The organism is Nostoc sp. DedQUE04, from assembly GCF_034530995.1.
Classification (GTDB): domain Bacteria; phylum Cyanobacteriota; class Cyanobacteriia; order Cyanobacteriales; family Nostocaceae; genus Nostoc.
In genome coordinates this window covers 194683-218295 of record NZ_JAVRCA010000007.1, presented here as the reverse complement: position 1 = coordinate 218295, position 23613 = coordinate 194683, and the positions used below count along the sequence as shown (strand labels likewise).

At 40.5% G+C, this 23613-nt stretch carries 10 protein-coding genes and 1 pseudogene; 6 read left to right on the top strand and 5 right to left on the bottom strand.

What is annotated here, in order from left to right:
- Positions 1 to 61: 61 nt before the first annotated feature.
- From RM049_RS07380 to RM049_RS07360, 5 genes are all read right to left on the bottom strand, one after another.
- Positions 62 to 529, bottom strand: coding sequence for a DUF2141 domain-containing protein (locus tag RM049_RS07380; protein ID WP_322701810.1), 468 nt, complete (start codon positions 527 to 529; stop codon positions 62 to 64).
- A 167-nt stretch (positions 530 to 696) separates the two neighbouring features.
- Positions 697 to 1707: a glycosyltransferase family 2 protein gene (locus RM049_RS07375; protein WP_322670397.1), complete on the bottom strand. Its 1011-nt coding sequence runs from the start codon at positions 1705 to 1707 to the stop codon at positions 697 to 699.
- Positions 1708 to 1945: 238 nt separating this feature from the next.
- Positions 1946 to 2950 carry an NAD-dependent epimerase/dehydratase family protein gene (locus RM049_RS07370; protein ID WP_322703691.1) on the bottom strand — a complete coding sequence of 335 codons (1005 nt, stop codon included), beginning with the start codon at positions 2948 to 2950 and terminating at the stop codon, positions 1946 to 1948.
- Between the two features lie 203 nt (positions 2951 to 3153).
- Entirely contained in the window at positions 3154 to 4332 is a 1179-nt protein-coding gene (gene devC, locus RM049_RS07365; protein ID WP_322684587.1) for an ABC transporter permease DevC, read from the bottom strand.
- A 74-nt stretch (positions 4333 to 4406) separates the two neighbouring features.
- On the bottom strand, positions 4407 to 5615 hold the full coding sequence (locus RM049_RS07360) for an ABC exporter membrane fusion protein (protein WP_322703690.1): 1209 nt from the start codon (positions 5613 to 5615) through the stop codon (positions 4407 to 4409).
- A gap of 1334 nt (positions 5616 to 6949) precedes the next feature.
- Between RM049_RS07360 and RM049_RS07355 the strand changes: the two are divergent.
- From RM049_RS07355 to RM049_RS07330, 6 genes and pseudogenes are all read left to right on the top strand, one after another.
- Positions 6950 to 7228: pseudogene (locus RM049_RS07355) on the top strand (hypothetical protein).
- A 224-nt stretch (positions 7229 to 7452) separates the two neighbouring features.
- Entirely contained in the window at positions 7453 to 12876 is a 5424-nt protein-coding gene (locus tag RM049_RS07350) for a polyketide synthase (protein WP_322703689.1), read from the top strand.
- 323 nt (positions 12877 to 13199) lie between these two features.
- Positions 13200 to 14927: an SDR family NAD(P)-dependent oxidoreductase gene (locus RM049_RS07345; protein ID WP_322703688.1), complete on the top strand. Its 1728-nt coding sequence runs from the start codon at positions 13200 to 13202 to the stop codon at positions 14925 to 14927.
- Between the two features lie 306 nt (positions 14928 to 15233).
- On the top strand, positions 15234 to 20009 hold the full coding sequence (locus RM049_RS07340; RefSeq protein WP_322703687.1) for a PfaB family protein: 4776 nt from the start codon (positions 15234 to 15236) through the stop codon (positions 20007 to 20009).
- Between the two features lie 135 nt (positions 20010 to 20144).
- Positions 20145 to 21821: a PfaD family polyunsaturated fatty acid/polyketide biosynthesis protein gene (locus tag RM049_RS07335; RefSeq protein ID WP_322703686.1), complete on the top strand. Its 1677-nt coding sequence runs from the start codon at positions 20145 to 20147 to the stop codon at positions 21819 to 21821.
- 2 nt (positions 21822 to 21823) lie between these two features.
- Positions 21824 to 23338, top strand: a complete 1515-nt coding sequence (locus RM049_RS07330) for a thioester reductase domain-containing protein (RefSeq protein ID WP_322703685.1) — start codon at positions 21824 to 21826, stop codon at positions 23336 to 23338.
- Positions 23339 to 23613 lie beyond the last annotated feature (275 nt).

Sequence of the window (23613 nt, the reverse complement as noted above, 5' to 3'; positions counted from 1 at the left end):
CCCCTTGTCCCCCTTGTCCCCTTGTCCCCTTGTCCCCTTGTCTCCCTACTCCCCATTCCCTTTACGAATCCAGCGAATATTTCATGATGATGTTAACTGTTGTATTTTTGTTGACAACAAAACTGGCATCACGAAACTTTGGTGTACCTGTTTGTATGGACACAGTTGGATTTTTGGAAATTCCAAAACCTTCTTTAGGAATTCCGAAAAAGTCTTTATTGAGTTTGCGATCGCCATTTTGATCGTCAACTACAGCGACAGCATAAGTTCCAGGCTTCAAACCGAAGAATTCTTTTTTTACAGAAGTGCCAGTAATTTTAGCGCAGCCACTTTGAGCTTCACTAGTACTATTCATTGGAAATCCTTTTTCATTTGCATAAACTCGAAAGCAAATCTCACCTTTTTTGTGATGTATTCCATTTACTACAACATTAAGTGTTGCAGTTGGCTCTGCGTTCACTGTTTTAGCAAAGCTGATGCTCACTAAAGTAGCAAGGAAAACATGAGATAGTTGAGATAGTTTCAGCATAATTTTGTAACCAGAATAGGTAATTTTGATTCGTTAAAAGTGTGGTTTGTTATTTTTTTATTAGACCTCCCTTTATCCCACGCCACTTGCTACAACGGAGCGAACCTCCGCAACGCAGTGGCTCCCCGATCTATTGAGGGGAAACTTGAAATATTGCCCCCTTCCCTTTACAAGGGGAGGGTTGGGAAGGGGTGATTCAAGGATTTTTGCAAGAGGTCTATTGATGCTTTTCGCCAACCTTTCCAAAGTCTTGGCAGCACTATTAGCAAATCTTTCAGTAAAAGATATTCTGTTCCTTTTAACTGCTGGTGTAAACTTCTATGACAACATAGCCGTTCATTCAAACTCAGGGGACTACGCCATATAGAGAGTATATACTCCCAGATTATTCTCCAATGTGGGAATAAAATTTGTCCTTTCTTTGCTGAATCAAACCACACTGTATATGCATAAAAATCGGGGAGCATACTCAAGAATGATTTTTGGTTTTTATTTGTTAACAACAAATAATTGGGAAAGAACATACTCATTGATTGTTGCGGATGACTTCTGAAGAAAAACAGGTATTCAGGGATTTCATAAAACCTACCAAGAATACCAAGTCTTAACAAAAGAATTCCATCTGCATTACCATAGCCACCCATAGGTGGTATCTTTTTCAAAGCACTAGCGCGAATTACCCCGTAACATTGGTTGCATAAATGCTTGGTCAGCAATTCGTGAAAACGCTCCTGTGGTTTTAGTGCATCTGCCTTGACTTTGATATCGTAATTTTGGATAAAATTCCCCTGTTCATCAATGAAATATGCCTGAGAGTGACACAAGATTATAGTAGGATCTTGGTCAAGCACTTCAACACACTTCTTGATAAAATCTGGAGAATGTAGATCGTCATGAGCTGCCCATTTAAAATACTCACCCGAAGACAGTTTCAAGACGCGATTAAAGTTACCAGCACAACCGATATTCGTGTCATTGCGGTAGTAACAAATACGTTGGTCTTGCTCGGCATAAGCTCTACAAATTTCCTCAGTTTTATCTGTCGATGCGTTATCTGAAATAATAAGTTCAAAATCTTCAAAGGTCTGAGCCAAGAGTGAATCTATGGCTTCTTTGAGAAATTTTTCACCATTGTACACAGGTAATCCGATGCTCAATCGTGGCTGATTGCGACTCATAGAAAACAAGTATTCGGAAAATCTGTGGATTATTTTCTGCTTAATCGTAGTTAGGTAGACGCAACGTAAGAATTCAGAATTCAGGAGTCAAGATTAAGGATACTTTGATACCAAGCTGAATCATTTCAAGTAAATAAAGTATCTTCTAGCTTCTTCATTTTGCAATTACTCTGTTAGCGATAGCGGGGCGTTTAGCCCATTCTGATTCCTGACTCCTGAATTCTCAAAAATCTGTGAACTATTTCACCAAGCTTTGAATATCTGTTTTTTGCAGCCATTCATGTGTTTGCTGCATTCCTAATTCTAGGTCAATTGTTGGTTTGTAATTTAACAGATTTTGGGCTTTAGCAATGGAACAAGCGTAAGGACGAGTCATAAAATCTATAGACTCTGGTAAAATATCAACTTTTTTACGAAACAGTTTTTGTCCTTGAACGCGTAGCTTTAGAAACAATTTGATTTCATCTTTCGATAATGAAAGGGGTGCTTGTAAATCTTCCATTGCTGCTAAACGCATAAAATACTCTTTCCAGGAAGTTTCTTGTCCATCAGTGATATTAAATATTTCACCGTAGATTTCTTTTTCCATCGCTAAAAAGATGCCATCAATCAGGTTATCTATATATACATGATTAATTACTCCTTTAGCATCATTAGCGCAAGCAAATAATTTTTGGCGCATCATCAGAATTGGTCTGACTATCCAGGGAATACTTCCAGGGCCATAAATATCTCCGGCTCGAATAATGATGATGCCAAAATCTGACGGATTATTCAGTTCTATAAGTGCTGTTTCGGCTTCGATTTTCGTTTGACAGTAGGGATTATTTTCGCCAGAGAGTGGCCCGGATTCTGTAACACCATCAGGATAGTTAAAACCGTAAACCATCACACTAGATAAATGCACAAATGTTTTGACACCAGCTTGTTTAGCAGCTTTAGCCATATTGACAGTACCGCCAACATTCACATCACGAAAATGCTTAATTGCACCAGCTTCTTCAGCAATTTGCTCTGTATGTAAAACGATATCTACTCCCTGACAAGCCTTTTGAGCAATAGTAGAATCGGTGATACTACCAATAATTACCTCTACACCTAAATTCTGTAATTGTTTGTTCTGTTCTGTAGAACTTTGTAGTCCACGAACCTTCATCCCTTGCACTATGGCTAACTCGGCTGTACGCAAACCGACAAATTCATTAATTCCAGTAATTAGGAGAGTTTTGTCTTTGAGGTTCATAAAATCGAAATTATTGTTAAATAGGTGAATTTGATTGTTAGATAAAAGACTTTAAGTAATACCAAACTTAAATATTGGTAAATACTCTTAATCTAAAATCTAAACTTTGTATAAGAAGAATTTCTTTGTGGAGAGGCTGCACTAATATTTAGATATCAGTTTATATCATGGGAAAATAATTTAATTATTTTGCTACCAAGTAGCTAGAAAATATCTCCCGGATCTGCGGAGCGAAGTTTATTGATAGCAAGCGCTCCTGATGTTATACACATTAAGACTGTTGAAGTTAAGACGATCGCTGCATTATTAGTGGTCATAACTATTGGTAGTTTAGTTGCTTCTGCTGCAAAACTATATAACAAGACAGAAGTAATAAATCCTGGGATATAACCTAAGATTGCCAAAATTAAGGCTTGCTGAAATACCACATTTAATAAATAGCTGTTGGCATAACCTATGGCTTTTAAAGTGGCGTAAGCAACGAATTGTGTAGCAATATTGCTGTAAAGAATTTGATAAACAATAACCACACCAACCACCGCAGCCATTGTCAACATCAAGTTAAGAATAAAACCAATGGGTGTTCTGACAGCCCAATAGTTTTTTTCAAAATCAATGAAGCCTTGGCGGGTAAAAACTTGGACATCATTAGGCAAACTTGCTTGTAAATTTTTCAGTACTGTTTCTGCATTAGTACCAGGTTTGAGGGAAATCAAGCCAATATCTATCATATCTGCTGGACGAGTATTAGGATTTATCCTCAAGAAAGTGGAGTCACTAACAAGTAAATTTCCATCTACCCCAAAAGAAGGCCCTAATGTGAATAACCCGCCTATTCTCACTTTATAGCCAATTAATGAATTGAAGGGAAATATTTCAACTGTTTGTGTAGTATCTCCGGCATTAAATTTTTCAGCTATTGGGCCAAACTCTGGGCGAGAACCCCGATCAAAAAGCACGACATCGGGAATTTTGAGTTTATCTAAATTTTTCTCTACTTCTGGGAGATTCATCACCGGTCTACCTGGATCGAAACCAATAACATATATTGAATATTTCTCACTAGTAGCCGGATTTTTTAGTTTGGCAAATTGCAAATACATCGGGCTAACTGACTCTACGCCATCAAACCCCAAAGATTGGTATAAACGAGTCCGCGAAAAGCTTTGATTTGAGGTCAAAGATTTATATTGCGAACTAACTAAAAATAAATCTCCCTTGAGATTCTGATGGACTGCGGTTGCACTAGAATAGAGGGCATCTTGAAAACCAAGTTGCACAAACATTAGCAGCACAATAAAGCCAATCCCGGCTACAGCTACTAATAAACGAACTTTTTGTTGGGCTAGCTGTAGCCATGCTAAAGGAATTTTTAAAATCATGGATTTATTTATTATTTATTATTTGTTATTTGTCATTGGTCATTTGTCATTTGTGAATGACCTATGTTCTATGACTAAATATGAATGGCGACATCGACTTGTAAGTTAGTGAAACGAGCGACCTTTTCACTATCGGCGGGATTATCAATGGAGATTTTTACTTCCACTATTCTGCGGTCTGTATCTGAACCAGGGTTGAGGCTAAAGATGCTTTGTTTATCAACTTGCCAACCAATTTCTTTTACAGTTCCTTTTATTGTTCCAGGAAATGCAGTGCTGGTAATGGTGGCTTTTTGTCCTACACGTACTTTTTGAACATCGGTTTGATACACCTCTGCAATCACATACATTTGAGATGTCTTACCTATCTCAGCAAATCCTCTGCTGGTGCTAATTACTTCTCCGGTTTTGGCGTGAATTTTCAAAATTTTGCCATTTATGGGAGATTTGATGTAACTTAAATCCAAGTCGGCTTTTGCTTGTTGAACAGAAGTTGTGGCACTATTGACTTCGGTTTGTGCAACTTGAACATCTACGCTACGCACTTCACTAATACTTTTGAGTTGTGCTTCTGCTTGCTTGCGTTGTTCTTGGAATGTGTCTTGAGTTCGCTTGAGGGTGGCTTGAGCTTCCGTTAGCTGCTGTTGTGTAGTCTTTAGTTGCAAAGCTTTGGTATCTGCTACAGAAGCCGCGATCGCACCTTGTCTATATAATTGCTGATAGCGATTATTCTCGGCTTGAGCGTTGTCTACTTCCGCTTGGATGCGGTCAATTGTCGCCTGTTGTGTCGCAACGTCTCCTTTATATTGTGGCTCTAAACGAGCGATCGCAGCCTTTTGAGCATCGACATCTCCGGTTTTAGCTCCTGATTTCACCTGCGCTAGTTTAGCTTTGGCAACTTGGAGTTTGTCTAAAGCCTGTTGCAACGCGGTTCTAGAACGACCATAGTTTTCTAGATATGCCAGTAATTGCCCTGCTTTAACCGCATCTCCTTCTTTCACCAACAGTCTATCTACTCGCACCCCATTATTAGAAGTGGGAGCAGTCAAAGTAGTAACTTCGCCTTCTGGCTCTAAACGTCCCAAGGCTGTCACAGCAACTTTCGCAGGCGTGGCAGCTTTGGGAGGATTTGCTGGGGCTGTCACAACTTTCGCTTTAGACCAATAAGGTGTCAAACTATAGAAAGCGATTAATCCAGCCGCTAAAGTGAGAGAAGCTGCTAAAATTACTTGCGATCGGCCTACGGGTTTTCTGAATAATCGACTTTCTTTATTTACTGCCATATTTTCATTCCAATTCTGCTTTTTTAGAGAATATCCTGGTTATATTTAGTCGATTAGAATAGACTCATCCGCAAATTACCAAGAGGGCTTTTCCTCTAAGATTTATACCTTAAATTCCGTGGATGGATCTAAATTGGTTTTATATGAATTGTTGTACGCTTTTACCGCCCAAACTTAGTATTGTGGCGTGAAAATTAATGGCGTGTTACTTCAAAGCTTCCTAAGTTATATCCTAATTTGTCATCTAATCCCGTAGCGTAAAATACAATAGCGCTAGCCAGCAAACTTAACTCTAAATAACAACGAAGCGCTAATAAAAATGAGATCAAAACCTGGATAAACTTGTTATCAAGTATGGACTAAAAGTTGATTATTGTCAACTAATTGAATTTGCATAAGTCCTGATTCTCTCACTAAAAGATTTCATCACAATCAGATAAGGTGCTGAAAAAAATGTACCAATCGCTAATCTATTGTCTAGCAATTGAATACGTACAAATAGTTCGTTATTAAGCAGATTTGATATTACTAACAGATTATTATTATCGAGGTTGTGTAATATAAGACATTCTTATAGCGATTTGTAGCAGGGGTAATTGATGAATTGCCCTTACTTAAGCTATTAGCTCTGTTATTGATTGCAGATCATGTCAGTAGTAGATAAGATGCAAAACCTGAGCTTTGTTTAAGTTTACTGTTTACTAAAAATTCATTTAACTCATATTATGTTTATCTAGCAACATACTTAAAATTAATATTTGCTTTATAAATAACCACTTTGCTTCTTAACTTGACTTATATTAAAAAATAACCAAAAACTTTGACTCAATTATGATGCTTTTCTGAGAAACAATACTTGTAGTTATTGCATTTATATATGTATTCATTGAATTGTTACTTACTAGACAACAGATTTGTAGTGTTAACTTAACCAAGAGAATATTTATGTTTAACCCGTAGGTAACAAAATTTTTCACATATTTATTTAGTTATAAATTATACTTTTAGGCTAAATTTATTCAAAAATTCTATCAGTAAGAGTATATGGTTATTTATAAAATAAGTTTAAAGGAATGATTTAGTTTTTGTAAAGTATGCTAGTATTTTTATTAATTCAATGCTTTAAAGTGGTTAAACAAACTAGTTATTTAATTAATATTTTGAAATTAAAAAATAACTAAAAATAACTGCGTTGTCATTATCTAGCGATCGTTTAATTACTTTTCCAACTTGCATAAACTCGGATTAAAGGCGGTGTCTTTTCTGTAACGAAATTGTCAACTTTACTAGGTCATATACCATAAAATATATTATCCTGGACGTTAAAACTAGCTATGACCTTGATTGAGATACAGAACGTTTTTATTAACACCAGCTATATTGCTGTGTTTAGGCTAGATAATCAAACGGTTTCGAGTGAAAAAAACGTTTCTGTTTCCTTAGCTACTCCTCAGTTTTTCTCGCTCCAGTAGGATACCATTGCTCCAAATCTCTACTATTACAAATGGATTGAATTCACTGGTCAAGCAGCTATTACACTCCAAGACTATTTTACCAGTTTTAACAACGTCATCGACCGATTGCCACAATATCAAGAGTCTAGCGTTGGATAACATTTTTTCGCGATGTCTACGACGGGCTACGCCTATGCAGTGTGCCAAAATCGCCTATAAATCTAAGGCTTTGTCAGGGCAGTATGTGTCGTGTGGTGTCGATTTGGAGAAAAGCATTTAGCACAGATAGGATAGCTAGCTGCTTACAAGACGAGAGATTTTCATTATTTAGTAGGCAACAGAAATTACTGTAACTACACAATCCACAGTACTAACTATGTCCTATGTCTGCTTATTCAATTAATACTGCCTTAGCGGAGTTAGAGAGCCTTATCAATAATTGTGAAAAGGCTGTGATGAGGTCTATAGAGGAAAAAAACATGAAGTCAGATAAATCAGATAAATCAGTGTCAATCAACAGAATTAACAGACAATTACAACATAATCCTATTGCCATCGTTGGGATGGCTTCTCTATTGCCTCAAGCTAGAAATTTACGGGAGTACTGGCAAAATATAGTAAACAAAATTGACTGTATTACTGATGTTCCTTCGACTCACTGGAGCGTCGAAGATTATTACGATCCGAATCCTAGAACTACTGAAGATAAAACCTATTGTAAAAGAGGTGGATTTCTTCCAGAAGTAGATTTTAACCCGATGGAATTCGGCATACCACCTAGCATTTTAGAAGTCACAGATGTATCGCAACTATTAAGTTTATTGGTTGCGAAAGAGGCGATGGAAGATGCAGGTTATGGCGAAAAACGCGAATTTAACCGCGAGATGGTTGGTGTCATCTTAGGCGTGGCTATGGCCAAGCAATTAGGAATGCCACTTTCTGCCAGGTTGGAATATCCGATTTGGGAAAAAGCGCTTAAAAGCAGTGGTTTATCTGACGAAGATACCCAAAAAATTGTTGATAAAATCAAAAGCGCTTATGTGAAATGGGATGAGAACGCTTTCCCTGGAATGTTAGCTAACGTAGTCGCGGGTAGAATTGCCAATCGCCTAAATTTTGGCGGGATGAATTGTGTTGTTGATGCGGCTTGCGCTAGTTCCTTTGGTGCTTTGAAAATGGCAATCAGCGAACTAGTTGAGCATCGTTCTGACATGATGCTGACTGGTGGTGTTGATACCGACAACACTATCATGGCTTACATCTCATTCAGCAAAACACCGGCGGTTTCTCCTAGTGAAAATGTCAAACCATTTGATGCTAAATCTGATGGGATGATGCTGGGTGAAGGTATCGGGATGATTGTCCTGAAACGTTTGGAAGATGCTGAACGGGACAACGATAAAATCTATGCCGTAATTAAAGGTATTGGTACTTCCAGCGATGGGCGTTACAAGAGCATTTATGCTCCTCGCAAAGAAGGTCAAGTTAAAGCTTTAGAACGCGCTTATGAAGATGCCGGCTTCTCTCCCGCTACTGTTGGTTTGATGGAAGCACATGGTACTGGTACAATGGCTGGAGATCCGACAGAATTCGGTTCTTTAAAAGACTTCTTTGATGTCCATGATGATAAAAAGCAGCACATCGCTTTGGGTAGTGTGAAATCGCAAATCGGACACACAAAAGCGGCTGCGGGTGCGGCAAGTTTGATTAAAACTGCTTTGGCTTTACATCACAAAGTATTACCGCCCACAATTAACATCACTGAGCCGAATCCCAAACTCAACATTAAAAATTCATCCTTTTATTTGAATACTGAAACCAGACCTTGGATTCGTCCAGAAGGGGAAGCACCAAGACGCGCAGGTGTAAGTTCCTTTGGCTTTGGCGGAACCAACTATCACGTTGTTTTGGAAGAATATGAAGCTGACCAAAACGCCGCTTACCGCTTACATAGTGATGCTAGTGAAGTGCTGTTGTTTGCTCCTACAGTAGACCAATTGTTGAGCAAATCGGAAGAGATTTTAGGTAAGTTGCGATCGCCTGAAGCACCTACACATTACGCACAATTAGTCAATGAGTGCAAATCACAACAAATTCCCCTTTCTGCTGCCAGATTTGGGTTTGTAGCTGAGAATCTGGAAGAAGCTTGTAAGTTGCTGCAAACTAGCATTGACTGGCTGAAACTCAAAGGGTCAGCAGCATCTTGGGAGCATCCCCAAGGGATTTATTACCGTTCCTCTGGTATGGAATTGGGCGGAAAAGTTGTCTCTCTATTTTCTGGTCAAGGTTCGCAATACTTGGAGATGGGACGCGAACTGGTGATGAATTTTCCTTTGATGCGCCGTCTTCATGGTTATATGGATAGCCTGTTGCTCAAAGATAATTTGCAACCGTTGTCAGAAATCGTTTTTCCTCATCCTGTGTTTGGAGAGGCAGAAAAAAATGTCCAAATTGCTGCCTTACAACGCACAGAATATGCTCAACCAGCTATCGGGGTGTTGAGTGCAGGGATGTACAGCATCCTGCAACAAGCTGGGTTTAAATCAGATTTTGTGGCGGGACATAGCTTTGGTGAATTAACCGCACTATGGGCTGCGGGGGTTTTGAGTACAGAAGATTACTTGTTCTTAGTGAAAGCTAGGGGTCAAGCAATGGCTGCACCGGAAGATCCAGATCATGATGCGGGTAGTATGCTGGCTGTCAAGGAAGACATCAGCAAAGTAGAAGCAGTGCTGAGACATTTTCCGCAAGTTGCGATCGCTAATCAAAATTCTCCGACTCAATTTGTCTTGGCTGGGCCTACCGCAGAAATAGCGAGAATCAAAGAGGCTTTACACGAGAAAGGATATACAGCTGTATTGCTACCTGTTTCAGCAGCATTCCATACACCCCTAATCGCCTTTGCTCAGAAATCATTTGCGATCGCCACCAAGTCTGTCAAATTCCAAAGTCCCAAAATCCCTGTTTACAGCAACGTTACCAGTAAGCAGTATCCTAAAGAAGCCCAAGGTATTCAAAAAATCCTCGAAAGCCATCTTTCCAATTCAGTGCTGTTTAAGCAGGAAATTGAAAATATCTATGCGGCGGGTGGTACTTGTTTTGTGGAATTTGGGCCGAGGAGAATTCTTAGTAACTTAGTCAAAGAGATTCTTGGCGATCGCCCACACATCACCGTATCTTTGAACCCTAGCGTTCAGAAGAATAGCGATCGCTCTTTACGAGAAGCAGTTGTGCAGTTGCGGGTGATAGGTATGGCTTTGAATAACCTCGATCCTTACCAACTTCCCCAAACCATCCCCCCAATTGAGACGAAGAAGACATTAAATGTCCGTTTAAACGGGATAAACTACAGATCCGAAAAAACGAAAAATGCCTTCGCTCAAGCTTTGCAGGATGGGCACAAAGTCACATTACCTACACCCGAATATTCTGATGCGGCTCCTTTGTTTAGCAGCCCAGGTGTAACTCCACCTGTAGCAGTGATAGAAACTAACGGACATAAAAAACTTACCCCAGCAATGAACGGTGTGACTGCTAGTATCATCACCCAGCCAGAGCAACAGATGAATCCTGTTACCCTGTCACAACCAGTCCAGGAATCTAAGATGCAACCAACGCCAGAAAAACTTACAAATTACGAACAACTTTTAGCAAGTTTAGAATACCTCCTGACACAGTTCCAGGAAAATCAAGCTGAGAATTTACAAGTTCACGGTACTTATCTCAACCATCAAATGGAATACGCCAAAGCGTTTTTCCAACTGATGCAGCAGCAGAATTCCTTGTTGAGTGAAAGTAAATCAACAGCCGAAACTGCCAAAATGAAGCTAGTTGTCATGGAAAGCCTAGAGCGTAGCATGATGCAGTTTCATTCCCAACAAGGTGAAACCCTACGCATCCATGAGCAATATCTTCAAGAGCAGTTGGAATATACTAAGAGCTTTTTCCAACTCATCCAGCAAGAGTATTCTCTAGTCATCTCAGGTGAGGGAGCAACCCAATTAACAGAGATAAGCAATTTCATCCCATTCACAACAGAAACAACTGTTAGTGATGCACCAGTACCTCCTACTGCCAAGATAGTAGAAAGCCAGCCTTTGCCTGTAACTGAGCCTGTAGCTAAAAACGGCTTAAATGTTACTCAAGAACCTCTGCCGCCTGCTGTAGAGCCTGTAGTTGAAACTCCTGTATCTCCAGAGACACGAGCGATCGCGTCTCTACTACCCACACCGCATTTCGCAACTGTCGAGACAGTAGAGCCACCTGTCCCAGTAGTAGAACCCCAACCTGAAGTTGTAGTCAAAATTAGCTCACCTCCAGCCAACGACGTTGTTGCATTCACCCCAGAGCCAGCACCCACAACTGCTGCACCTGTATCTGGCGCAACCATCGATATTGTTGACTTGGATAAAAACCTGTTAGCCATCACCAGCGATAAGACCGGCTACCCAGTCGAGATGCTGGAAATGGACATGGATATGGAGGCTGATTTAGGAATTGACTCCATCAAACGGGTGGAAATCTTGGGGGCGCTACAAGAAATGTACCCCAACCTACCCAAGCCCAATTTAGAAGAACTGTCAGAAAAACGCACCATCGGTCAAGTTGTAGAGTATCTGCAATCCCACGCTTCCAAAAGTATTACTGTAGAAATTGCAGTTCACGAAGTACAACAAGCAACCGAGATTGCAGTAGAGGCTGCACCAGTAGTTGAGGTAGTCGTTGCACCCGAACCAAGCGTGGTTGTTGCATTCACCCCAGAACCAGAAGCCGCTCCCGCTACAAGTGATGAATTTGCAAACTTAGGTGAAACCCTGTTAGCTATCACCAGCGATAAAACCGGCTATCCAGTCGAGATGCTGGAACTGGAAATGGACATGGAAGCCGACTTAGGGATTGACTCTATCAAACGGGTAGAAATTTTAGGGGCGATGCAAGAAATGTACCCCAACTTACCCAAACCGAATATCGAAGAACTCGGCGATCTCCGCACCATCGGTCAAATAGTCGATTACCTACAGCAGTTGGCTGGAGGTGAAAAAAAAAAATCTGAGCCTGAGTTTGTCCAACAACCACCGGAATTAGAGCATACTATCCAGCGCCATCCGGTCAAACTCAGAAGCTTACCACAGCCCGATTATTTGGATTTCACGTTACCAGAGGGACACATCGGTTTAATCACCGATGATGGTTCCCTCACCACCTACAAATTAACTGAATCCCTAATCGAGAAAGGCTGGAAAGTAGTAGTTATCAGCTTCCCCCAATCGCTCATCGCCCAACAAGCGCCCTTACCCGCAGGAGTAACCCGCGTCACCTTAGCAAACTTGAGTGAAGAACATCTTCAACAACAATTGCAAGCGATCGCATCTCACTGCGGAGCGATTGGGGCCTTTATCCATCTCCATCCGATGTTTGTAGGAAATCACACCGGGAGTATTTCTTATAACGAATCAGAAAAGGCGATCGTCAAGCACGTATTTTTGATGGCGAAACACCTCAAACCCTCCCTCAATGAAGCTGCAAAGCATGGACGTAGTTGTTTCTGCACAGTAGCTCACCTTGATGGAGCCTTCGGTTTAGAGTACAAAGTCAACTTCGGTGCGATCGGCGCTGGTTTATTCGGATTAACCAAAACTCTGAGATGGGAATGGCCAAAAGTATTTACTCGTGCGATCGATTTAAGTCCCAGACTTGATGCTAAACAATCAGTACAAAACATCATCGCCGAACTTCACGACCCCAACCTTTATATAAGTGAAGTTGGCTACGGCTCACAAGGACGAGTCACCATTATCGCCGATTAAAAAGTTGATTAATGTTGTGTGCAACTTTATCTCGAACCTAACCCCCAACCCCTTCCCTACTAGCGTTAGGGAGTAAGAATCAAAGCCTCGGTGTACACACAAGTCGAATTACCCCCCTTAATCCCCCCTTATAAAGGGGGGAAACAGGAAATCTAGTTCCCTCCCCTTTACAAGGGGAGGGTTAGGGTGGGGTAAAACCCTGGTTAATCAGCTACTTCAGACTTGCATATACACCGTAGCCCTGTGGGGGAGAGGAATGGAAGTGGGGTTTCAAAAATAAGTTACACATCAAATCCAATTTACGCAGGTATTCACGAGGATTTATGACACAAACAGCCCAGCTTAGTCCATCATCTGTCTTTGTCGTGAGCGGCGGTGCAAAAGGGATTACGGCTGAGTGTACTATCAGATTAGCCCAACAGCAACCCTGTAAATTTATCCTCCTCGGTCGCTCCGAACTATTAGAAACCGAGCCAGATTATGCTCAAAATTCTGATGAATCCGCATTGAAAAAATGCATCATGGAAAATCTTCTTTCTCAAGGAGAGAAGCCCACACCCATGAATGTGCAAAAAATATATAACAAAATTACCTCTAGCCGCGAAATTAAAAAGACTCTAGCAGCAATTGAAAAAACTGGAGCTAAAGCAGAATATATTAGTGTCGATGTTACAGATACGCAAGCTTTACAAGAAAAACTTGCCACTGCTGTGCAAAATATCGGCCCAATTACCGGAATCATCCACGGCGCTGGAAACTTAGCTGATAAGTTAATTGAAAAGAAAACAGAAGATGATTTTGAAAAAGTTTACACCGCTAAAGTTCAAGGTTTAGAAAACCTCCTGGCTTGCGTTAATCCAAATCAACTTCAGCATTTAGTTTTGTTTTCTTCCGTAACAGGCTTTTACGGAAATCCCGGACAATCTGATTATGCGATCGCAAATGAAATTCTGAACAAATCAGCCCATATATTTAAGCAAAGCTATCCTTCATGTCACGTAGTCGCTATCAACTGGGGCGCTTGGGATAGTGGCATGGTGACAGCAGAATTAAAGAAGATTTTTCAAGAGCGGAAAATCGAAATAATTCCTATTGCAGTTGGGGCACAAATGCTCGTGAAAGAAATGGATCATACCAATCATGCAACCTCACAAGTTGTTATTGGTAGTCCACTAGTTCCACTTGCGGCGGAGTTAGATTCAGAACTACGAACCTATCGTATTCGTCGCCAAATGACATTGGAGGCTAATCCATTTTTACACGATCATACTATTGCTGGTTCTCCAGTTTTACCAGCAACTTGTGCAATGACCTGGATTATCAATGCTTGTGAACAATTATATCCCGGTTATCGGTTGTTTAATTACAAAGACTTTAAAGTTTTGAAGGGGATTACTTTCAATGAGACATTAGCGAAGGAACATATTTTAGAAATAGAAGAGATTTCTAAAGTTAATCTTGAAAGAATCGAACTTAAAGCCAAAATTTCGAGTAAAAATCCGGAAGGCAGAATCCATTTTCATTTTAGCGCTCAACTCAATCTCCAGCGAGAAATGCCAGATGTACCCACTTATGAATCTCTCAATCTCGAAGAAGATAATATCATCACCGCTACAGGAAAAGATTTTTACCAAAATGGTGGAGCCACATTATTTCACGGCCCGGCTTTTCAAGAAATCAAAAGAGTTTTAAACATCAGCCCTGAAAAAATTACTACAGAATGTTTGTGGCCAGAACTCAGCCCCCAACAACAAGGACAATTCCCTGTGCAATGGGTAAATCCTTACACAACAGACTTGAGTATGCACGCCTTATGGGTTTGGACACAACACTTTCATGAAGAAGGTTGTTTACCTGGGAAAGTAGAAAAATTTGAACAATTTGCGATGATACCACATAACGAAACATTTTACGTTTCTTGTGAAGTACTAGCTAAGACACCAAGTAGTGCGATCGCAAACTTTATCATACACGACCGCCAAGGTAAAATCTATTCACGAATGCTCGGCGCTCATGCCATTATTTGGTCAATGAAAATGCTTAGAAGCTAGTAATCTGTGAAATTCAAAGTTTGTAGTAAGGACTTTAATGGTTATTTTACAAGTACAGCTTTGCGTAAATTCGTGGCGAATTTAGGGTTTAAATTTAAACGCAAAGGTTCGCAAAGGGAAACGCAAAGGAGCGCAGAGAATCTGCTAGAAATCTTGTATTAAGCAATAAAGTCTTTACTGCAAACTATCAAAGCTAGCTTAATCTTAGGATTGCTATAACTTGCCTCGTTTAAAGTTTGGGGAACAGCGTAAATCCTGCCTTTTAATTATCTCTTGCTAAATACCCAAACTCGGAGCATATAAATCGTGGAAAAAATAGCCATCATCGCATTATCATGCCTATTCCCCGATGCAAATAATCCTGAAGAATACTGGCAAAATATCGTTAATCAAAAAGATTCGACATCCTCTGCAACCGTCGAAGAAATTGGAGTAGATCCGACAATCTTTCATAATCCAGTTAAAGGTACACCAGACAAAACCTATTCTCTCAAAGGCGGTTATATCCGCAACTTCCAGTTTAATCCATCTGAATACAATCTACCATCAGAATTTGTTGCTGGTTTAGATAACACCTTCAAATGGTCATTGTATGCCGCTAAACAAGCAATTGAACAAAGTGGTTATTGGGGTAATCAAACTGTTCTGGCAAAATGTGGCGTAATTTTAGGTAATTTGTCATTCCCGACAAAATTATCTAATCAATTATTCTCATCCATTTACCAGAAAGCTATTACTCCTGCTGTCAAAGAACTTTTGCAGTATGAAGACTTTGATTTAGCCGCTTTACCAAGTGCAACCAAAGCATCTTTATACAATGCCATGATATCTGGTTTACCAGCATCTATCGTAGCTCAAGCTTTATCTCTATCTCAGATTAATTTATGTCTGGATGCTGCTTGTTCATCATCATTTTATGCGATTAAACTAGCATCTCATTACTTGTGGTCACACAAAGCTGATGTAATGTTAGCTGGAGCTATCAGTTGTGCAGATTCGCTATTTGTGCGGATGTTATTTTCTGGTGTTCAAGGGTATGCAGAAAACGGTATTAGTCGCCCCTTAGATAAATCCTCTAGAGGGCTAATTCCCGCCGATGGTGTTGGGATGGTAATGCTGAAAAGATATTCTGATGCTGTTAGAGATGGTGACAATATTCTTGCTACCATTTGCGGTAATGGACTATCAAATGATGGCAAAGGTAAACATTTACTGAGTCCAAATCCTAAAGGGCAAGTTTTAGCTTTTGAACGAGCCTATAACGAGGCAAAAGTTAGTCCCAAAACCATCGATTATCTAGAGTGTCACGCCACCGGCACATTACTAGGAGATACAACCGAATTTAACTCCATAGAAACATTCTTTGGTCAAAATCAAGCTGCGCCTCTGGTAGGTTCTGCTAAGGCAAATACTGGTCACTTGTTAACTGCTGCCGGCATGGTTGGCTTGACTAAGGTTATTTTGAGTATGTTTCATGGTGTAATTCCAGCAACCATGAACGTTTCGGAACCTTTAACATCAGAAAATGGTACAATTTGCGCCGACAAGATTGTTAGAACAGCTACAGTATGGCCCAATAATAACGCATCAATAAAACGGGCAGCTATTAGCGCTTTTGGTTTTGGTGGCACTAATTCTCATCTGATTTTAGAACAAGGAACTACAGCAGAATTAGTTGAATCAACTCCATCTGTTCCACCTACCAAAGTTGCCATTGTTGGCATGGATGCCTTTTTTGGTAACTGCAATGGCTTAGATGCTTTTGAACGGAGTATTTATGATGGAACACAACATTTTACTTCCCTACCGCCTCAAAGATGGCATGGTATAGAAAATCAAGAAAGTGTTCTGAAAGAGTACGGTTTAGCAGACGGAAAAGCACCATTAGGGGCATATATCAAGGATTTTGAAATCGATACTTTATCGTGCAAAATCCCACCGAATGAAATTGAGAAGTTAAATCCACAACAATTGTTGCTTCTGAAAGTTAGCGATCGCGCCGTCAAAGATGCGAAACTACAGGAAGGTGGCAATGTGGCAGTGATTGTCGCCGCCGAGACAGAATTCTCTGTGCATCAGCTACAGCAAAGATGGAATCTCTCTTGGCAAGTTAAGGATGGTTTACTCAACCAAGGAATTTCTCTACCTGCTGAACAGCTTTCCCAACTGGAAACCATTGTCAAAGATAGCATTCACCAACCAGTAGAAATCGGCGAATATGTCAGTCACATCGCCAACATCATGGCGAGTCGGATTTCTGCTTTGTGGAATTTCACTGGCCCTGCATTCACTGTCAGCGCTGGCGAAAATTCTGCCCTCAAGGCGTTGGAAGTTGCCCAAATGCTACTCGCTACCGGAGAAGTAGACGCGGTGGTTGTTGGTGCAGTAGATTTAGCAGGTGGTGTGGAAAATGTCTTGTTCCGCAGCCAATTTGCACCAATTAATACGGGTGTAAATACGTTGGGTTATGACCAGCAAGCTAATGGCTGGACGGTTGGGGAAGGTGCGGGTGCTGTCGTCCTCAAGCGCTACGAAGCTGCTAAAGAAGATAATGAACGCATCTATGCAGTAATTGATGCCATGAGTTTCGCACAAGGTAATTCTACTTTGAGTGACGCTTTGGTAAAATCTGATGCCTCAGCTATCAGCAATGTCTGCAAACAAGCTTTTGAGATGGCAGAGATTCAACCCACAGAAGTTAACTATGTGGAAGTCTTCGGTAGTGGCGTTCCCCAGCAGGATGAAGCCGAAATCACAGGTTTACTGCAAGCTTATCCGAAAGTGGGTAATGGTTTGCATTGTGCATTGGGTAGTGTCAAAGCCAATATCGGCCACACCTATACAGCATCGGGAATTGCTAGCTTAATCAAAACTGCTCTCTGTCTTTATTACAGGTATATTCCCGCCACACCCAAATGGTCTGGTGTCAAAACACCGCAAGTATGGGAAGGTAGTCCTTTCTATGTGGCGATGGAATCAAGACCCTGGTTTGTCGATAAAGGCGGTACACGCAGAATAGCAGCAATTAATAGCATGGGTATAGATGGCAGTTACGCCCATTTAATCTTATCGGAGGAACCTAGCCAAGAGGAGCGGGACAACAGATATTTGCAACAAATGCCTTTTCATCTGTTTCCCATCGCAATTAGCGATCGCTCCACTATACCCGATATCCTAAACCATCTTCAAAAATCCATTGAAGCTAGTTCTTCTTTATCAGCTACCGCTAGCCAAACATTCGCTACCTTTCAACAGCAATCTGATGCAAAATACGTCTTATCAATCACAGGACGTAATACAAAAGAACTACTTAAAGAAATTGAATCTGCTCGGAAAGGTGTAAATAATGCTTTTGAAAACGGTACAGATTGGCAAACACCAATAGGTAGTTATTTCACTGCGAAACCATTGGGTAAAACTGGAGCCGTTGCTTATGTTTATCCCGCAGCAGTCAATTCTTATATTGGCATTGGTCGTACCGTCTTCCGGTTATTTCCGAAAGTTTTCGAGGACTTAAAAAGTAACAATCTCTACAACCGGGCTGCCGATGTTGAAAAGTTGGTTTATCCCAGAAGCTTACCTAAATTGACAACCAGGCAATTAGAAACACTCGAAAAGCAATTGTTAGATGATTCACTGGCAATGTTTGAAAGTGAAATCGCCTTTGCTAGATACATGACAGCAATTTTCCGAGATGATTTTAAAGTCAAGCCGCAATGCGTTTTTGGGTATAGCTTGGGTGAAACTAGCATGATGGTTGCCCAAGGGGTTTGGAGTGATTTTGAAGGTGGAAGTAATACCTTAAACTCATCACCTTTATTTGGCGATAAGTTATCTGGGCCTAAAAATGCTGTGCGTGAATATTGGGGATTAACAGATTCACCAAACAACAATTTTTGGAATACCTATGTTCTCATGGCTACTCCATCTCAAGTTAGAGAATGCCTGAAACATGAAAATCACGTCTACTTAACTCAAATCAACACACCAGAAGAAGTATTAATTGCTGGTGAAGATGCCGCCTGTAAGCGAGTGATTGCGACTTTAGGTTGCAATTCTTTCCCCGCTCCCTTCGACCATGTGATACATTGTGAAGCGATGCGATCGCAGTTCGAGGAAATCAAGAAGGTAAACAGCTTACCATCACAAAATCTTCCTGGGATTGTGTTTTATTCTGCCGCCGATTATCAACCAGTTGCACTCGAAAGAGATGCGATCGCGCATAACATCGCTAAAGGATTGTGCCAAGAGCTTGATTTTCCCCGATTGGTAAATCGTGTCCACGATGATGGTGTGAAAATATTTCTAGAAGCAGGCGCAGGTAGTGTTTGTTCGCGATGGATTGATAAAATTCTTGGCAACAAAGAACACATTACAGTCTCTCTAAATCGTAGAGGGATGGATGACCATGCTTCGATGGTCAAAGCATTAGCAAAACTACTCAGTCATCAGGTGAACGTAGATTTATCACCACTGTATAGTAAAGCCCAAGAAACGGCTAATTCAAGTAAAGCAACATTGAGAACAGTTACCTTGGGCGGTAAAGCGATCGCTGCTACAATTTTGAGCGAAGAAAATCGCAAACTTTTTGAAGATTTTACTGGGGATCTTAGGAGCGATGGCTGCGCCAACGCCAAGGGCGAACGCTTCAAAATACAGCATCCAAACATACCTAATCCCCAACAATCTGAAATCACAGATTTTCTTAACACTTCCAACCATATAACCCAAGAAGAAAGTCATTCCTCTAACATCTTGCCTCTGTCAGAAGAAGTAAAACCGAAAAATATCATTGATAACGTTTTTGAACCGAAAGAACAATTACAATCTTCTGAGTCAAGCGCAATTAGACAGCCAATTTCTCTTTCCTCCTCACCCGTCAGAACTCAAAAAATTAGTAGCATCATCAGCATGTTCGATTTAAATAAGACTCAGTATCAAAAGCTCAATGCTAATAATTCAAAGATAACTAAAGCACATACTGCTTTTTTACAAGCTAGACAAGATTACAGTCAGCAAATGAGCGAAATCATTCAACTGCAACTAGCTTGCGCCCAAAATTTGCTTAACGACGAATCTTGACATAAGTCTACATACTTCAACCGTCAATAACCTTGGGTAAGGGGAAAGGTGAACTGATAAAAGGAAAATATTTCTTCCCTATTCCCCACTCCCCACTCCCCTTATTTAATAATTGTAATCCGAGGGATAACTGCCGTGACAACCGTAGATACGGTACTAAGTAAACACGATAATGGCCTTAATTTCTCTTCTTGGTCTTATAACAAAAACCAGGTTTGGAAAGGTTCTTTAGAAACTGTATCTTTTGAGAAACAAACCATCAAAGATAAATTGATGGTGTTAAATAAACCCTGCTACATCGTGAAAGTTGCCGGAAAAATCGGTGTCACGAATGAGGGATATTTATCCCCTGGTGATAATGGCACAACAGCACAAGTAGAATTGCTAACATTTGCAGCCCCAATCCGCATTCAACAATTTGGAGATCCGAATTTTCTCTCCTCTCATGGAGTGAAATATGCCTACGTTACCGGCGCAATGGCTGGCGGAATTGCTTCCGAAGAAATGGTCATTGCACTAGGAAAAGAGCAAATTTTGAGTTCCTTTGGTGCAGGTGGTTTAACTCCAGAACGTTTGGAAGCAGCCATAAATCGCATTCAAGAAGCTTTACCTCAAGGGCCTTATGCATTTAATTTAATTCACAGTCCTAACGAACCTGCGATTGAACGCCGGGCTGTGGATTTATACCTCAAATATCAAGTGAGAACAGTAGAAGCCTCTGCATTTCTCGACTTGACACCCAACATTGTTTATTATCGTCTTGCTGGATTGGGATTAAATAACGCCAATCAAATTGAAATCAAAAATAAAATCATTGCCAAAATTTCTCGCCGAGAAGTTGCAACTAAATTTCTGCAACCAGCACCAGCCAGAATAATTAAAGAACTGCTAGAACAAGGGTTAATTACTGAGTTACAAGCAACCCTTGCAGCCAAAGTTCCAATGGCTGATGATATTACCGTCGAGGCTGATTCTGGAGGTCATACAGATAACCGTCCCCTGGTTTGTGTGTTACCTTCTATTATTGCCTTGCGAGATGAAATTCAAGCACAATATCATTACCAAACACCCATTAGAATCGGTGTTGCAGGGGGAATTGGAACACCACAATCAGCATTAGCAGCCTTTATAATGGGTGCTGCTTATATAATGACTGGTTCCATTAATCAATCATGTGTTGAATCTGGGGCTTGTGAACATACCAAAAAATTATTAGCCCAAGCAGAAATGGCTGATATGATTATGGCCCCAGCAGCAGATATGTTTGAAATGGGAGTCAAATTGCAAGTTCTCAAACGGGGTACAATGTTCCCCATGCGAGCGCAGAAATTATTTGAACTTTACCGCGCTTATGATTCCATTGAAGAGATTCCTTTGGCAGAAAGAGAGAAATTAGAAAAACAAGTTTTTCGCAAAACTATTGCTGAAGTATGGGAAGGAACTGCGGCTTATTTGTCCCAAAAGAATCCTGAGAAACTTGGGAAAGCAGTCAATAATCCTAAACTAAAAATGGCGTTGATTTTCCGTTGGTATCTAGGATTATCTTCCCGTTGGTCTAGTTCTGGTGAAAAAGGTAGAGAAGTCGATTATCAAATTTGGTGTGGCCCGGCAATGGGCGGTTTCAATGACTGGGTACGCGGTTCTTACCTGTCTGAACCAAATAATCGTGGTGTAGTTGATGTTGCTAATCAAATTATGACTGGTGCAGCCTTTTTGTACCGTGTCCAAAATTTGAAAATTCAAGGGCTACAAACTTCTGATTATTACAGTCAGTATCACCCTGTTCGTTCTACATCATTGTTGGAGATTTAAAAATGACTATAAAACAGTCTTTCACCGCAGACGATATTCAAATATTTTTGGTATCTAACTTAGCTAAATTGCTAGGAGTTGCAACTGATGAAATAGATGTCAAAGAACATTTAGAAAACTATGGCTTGGATTCAGCCCAAGCAATGATTCTAGTAAGTAACTTAGAAAAGTTGCTCGGATTTCAACCATCTCCATTGTTGCTGTGGCATTACCCAAATATTGAAGCTCTTTCACAGCGTTTAGCTGAAGAAGTGCAAGAAGGTTCACCAGTTCAAGATACAAAGGTAACACCTTCTAATGCCAACGCTGCACCCTCTGTTCTAGATTTAGGTGCTGAGGCTGTTCTTGACCCTACCATCCATCCTGGTGCTGCATCTAATGTACTTGTGGGTGAACCCAAGAACATCTTTATAACTGGAGGAACAGGCTTTTTAGGAGCTTTTCTTATCCGGGAACTGCTACAGGAAACTAAGGCGGATATCTATTGCCTAGTGCGTGCTGCTAATGCCGAAGAAGGCAAAAGCAAACTCCAAAAGAATCTGGAACAGTATGCAATTTGGCAGGAAGAATTTAAGTCCAGAATTATTCCGATTGTCGGCGATTTATCTCTGCCATTGTTAGGTGTTGGCTCTGAACAGTTTCAAATTTTAGCTACCAATATTGATACTATCTATCATAGCGGTGCTTTGTTGAATTATGTTTTTCCATACTCAGCACTGAAAGCAGCCAATGTTTTAGGAACCCAAGAAGTTTTGAGATTGGCTTGTCAAATTAAAGTCAAGCCTGTACATTACGTTTCTAGTGTTGCTGTTTTTGAATCCACTGCTTATGCTGGCAAGGTTGTTAAAGAGCAGGATGAATTCAATCATTGGGAGGGCATTTATCTTGGTTACTCTCAAACAAAATGGGTAGCTGAAAAGTTAGTTAAAATTGCTTGTGACCGTGGGCTTCCTGTAACTATTCACAGACCGCCACTGATTTCAGGTGATAGCAAAACAGGCATTTGTAACACACATGACTTTATCAATTTGATGACCAAGGGCTGTCTACAAATGGGATATTTCCCTGATGTAGATTATATGTTGGATATGTCACCTGTGGACTATGTAAGTAAAGCGATCGTTTATCTGTCACGGCAAAAAGAATCTATAGGTAAGGCTTTCAATTTACAACATCCCCAACCTGCTGCTTTGAAAATGCTAGTTGAGTGGATACGCTCTTTCGGTTATTCAGTTGAAATGATTCCTTACGAAAAATGGCAATCTGAGTTAATCAATAATGTGACTTCTGCGGACAATCCTTTGTACACTCTGCGGCCATTTTTGTTGGAACGTTGGTCTGATGAACAACTGACTATTCCTGATTTGTATTTACAAGCTAGAAGACCTCATATTAGCTGCCAAGATACTCTTCATGCACTAGCAGGTAGTTCTATTGCTTGCCCTCCAATTGACTCTCAATTGTTTATGACTTATACTGCCTACTTGATTCAAAGCGGCTTCTTGAATCTCGCTTAGTAATTCATAAATTGCGTAGGATGTGTCAAGGCTAAATTGTTGCAAAAAAAAATTGTAGTAGCGCGGTAAGCTGAATTTATTGGGTTGAATTATTCTGTTAATGATTAGAGTTTGGTTTTGTGAGTTTTTTAAACCCAACATTTTAAGCATGTCACGCTAGTAGGTTGGACTGAGGAAGGAAACCCAACATTTTCAGAGATTGGTTGGGTTGAACAAAGTGAAACTACAAATCATCAAAACCTACGCAGTATTGCACTGCCATCTACATTTAATGC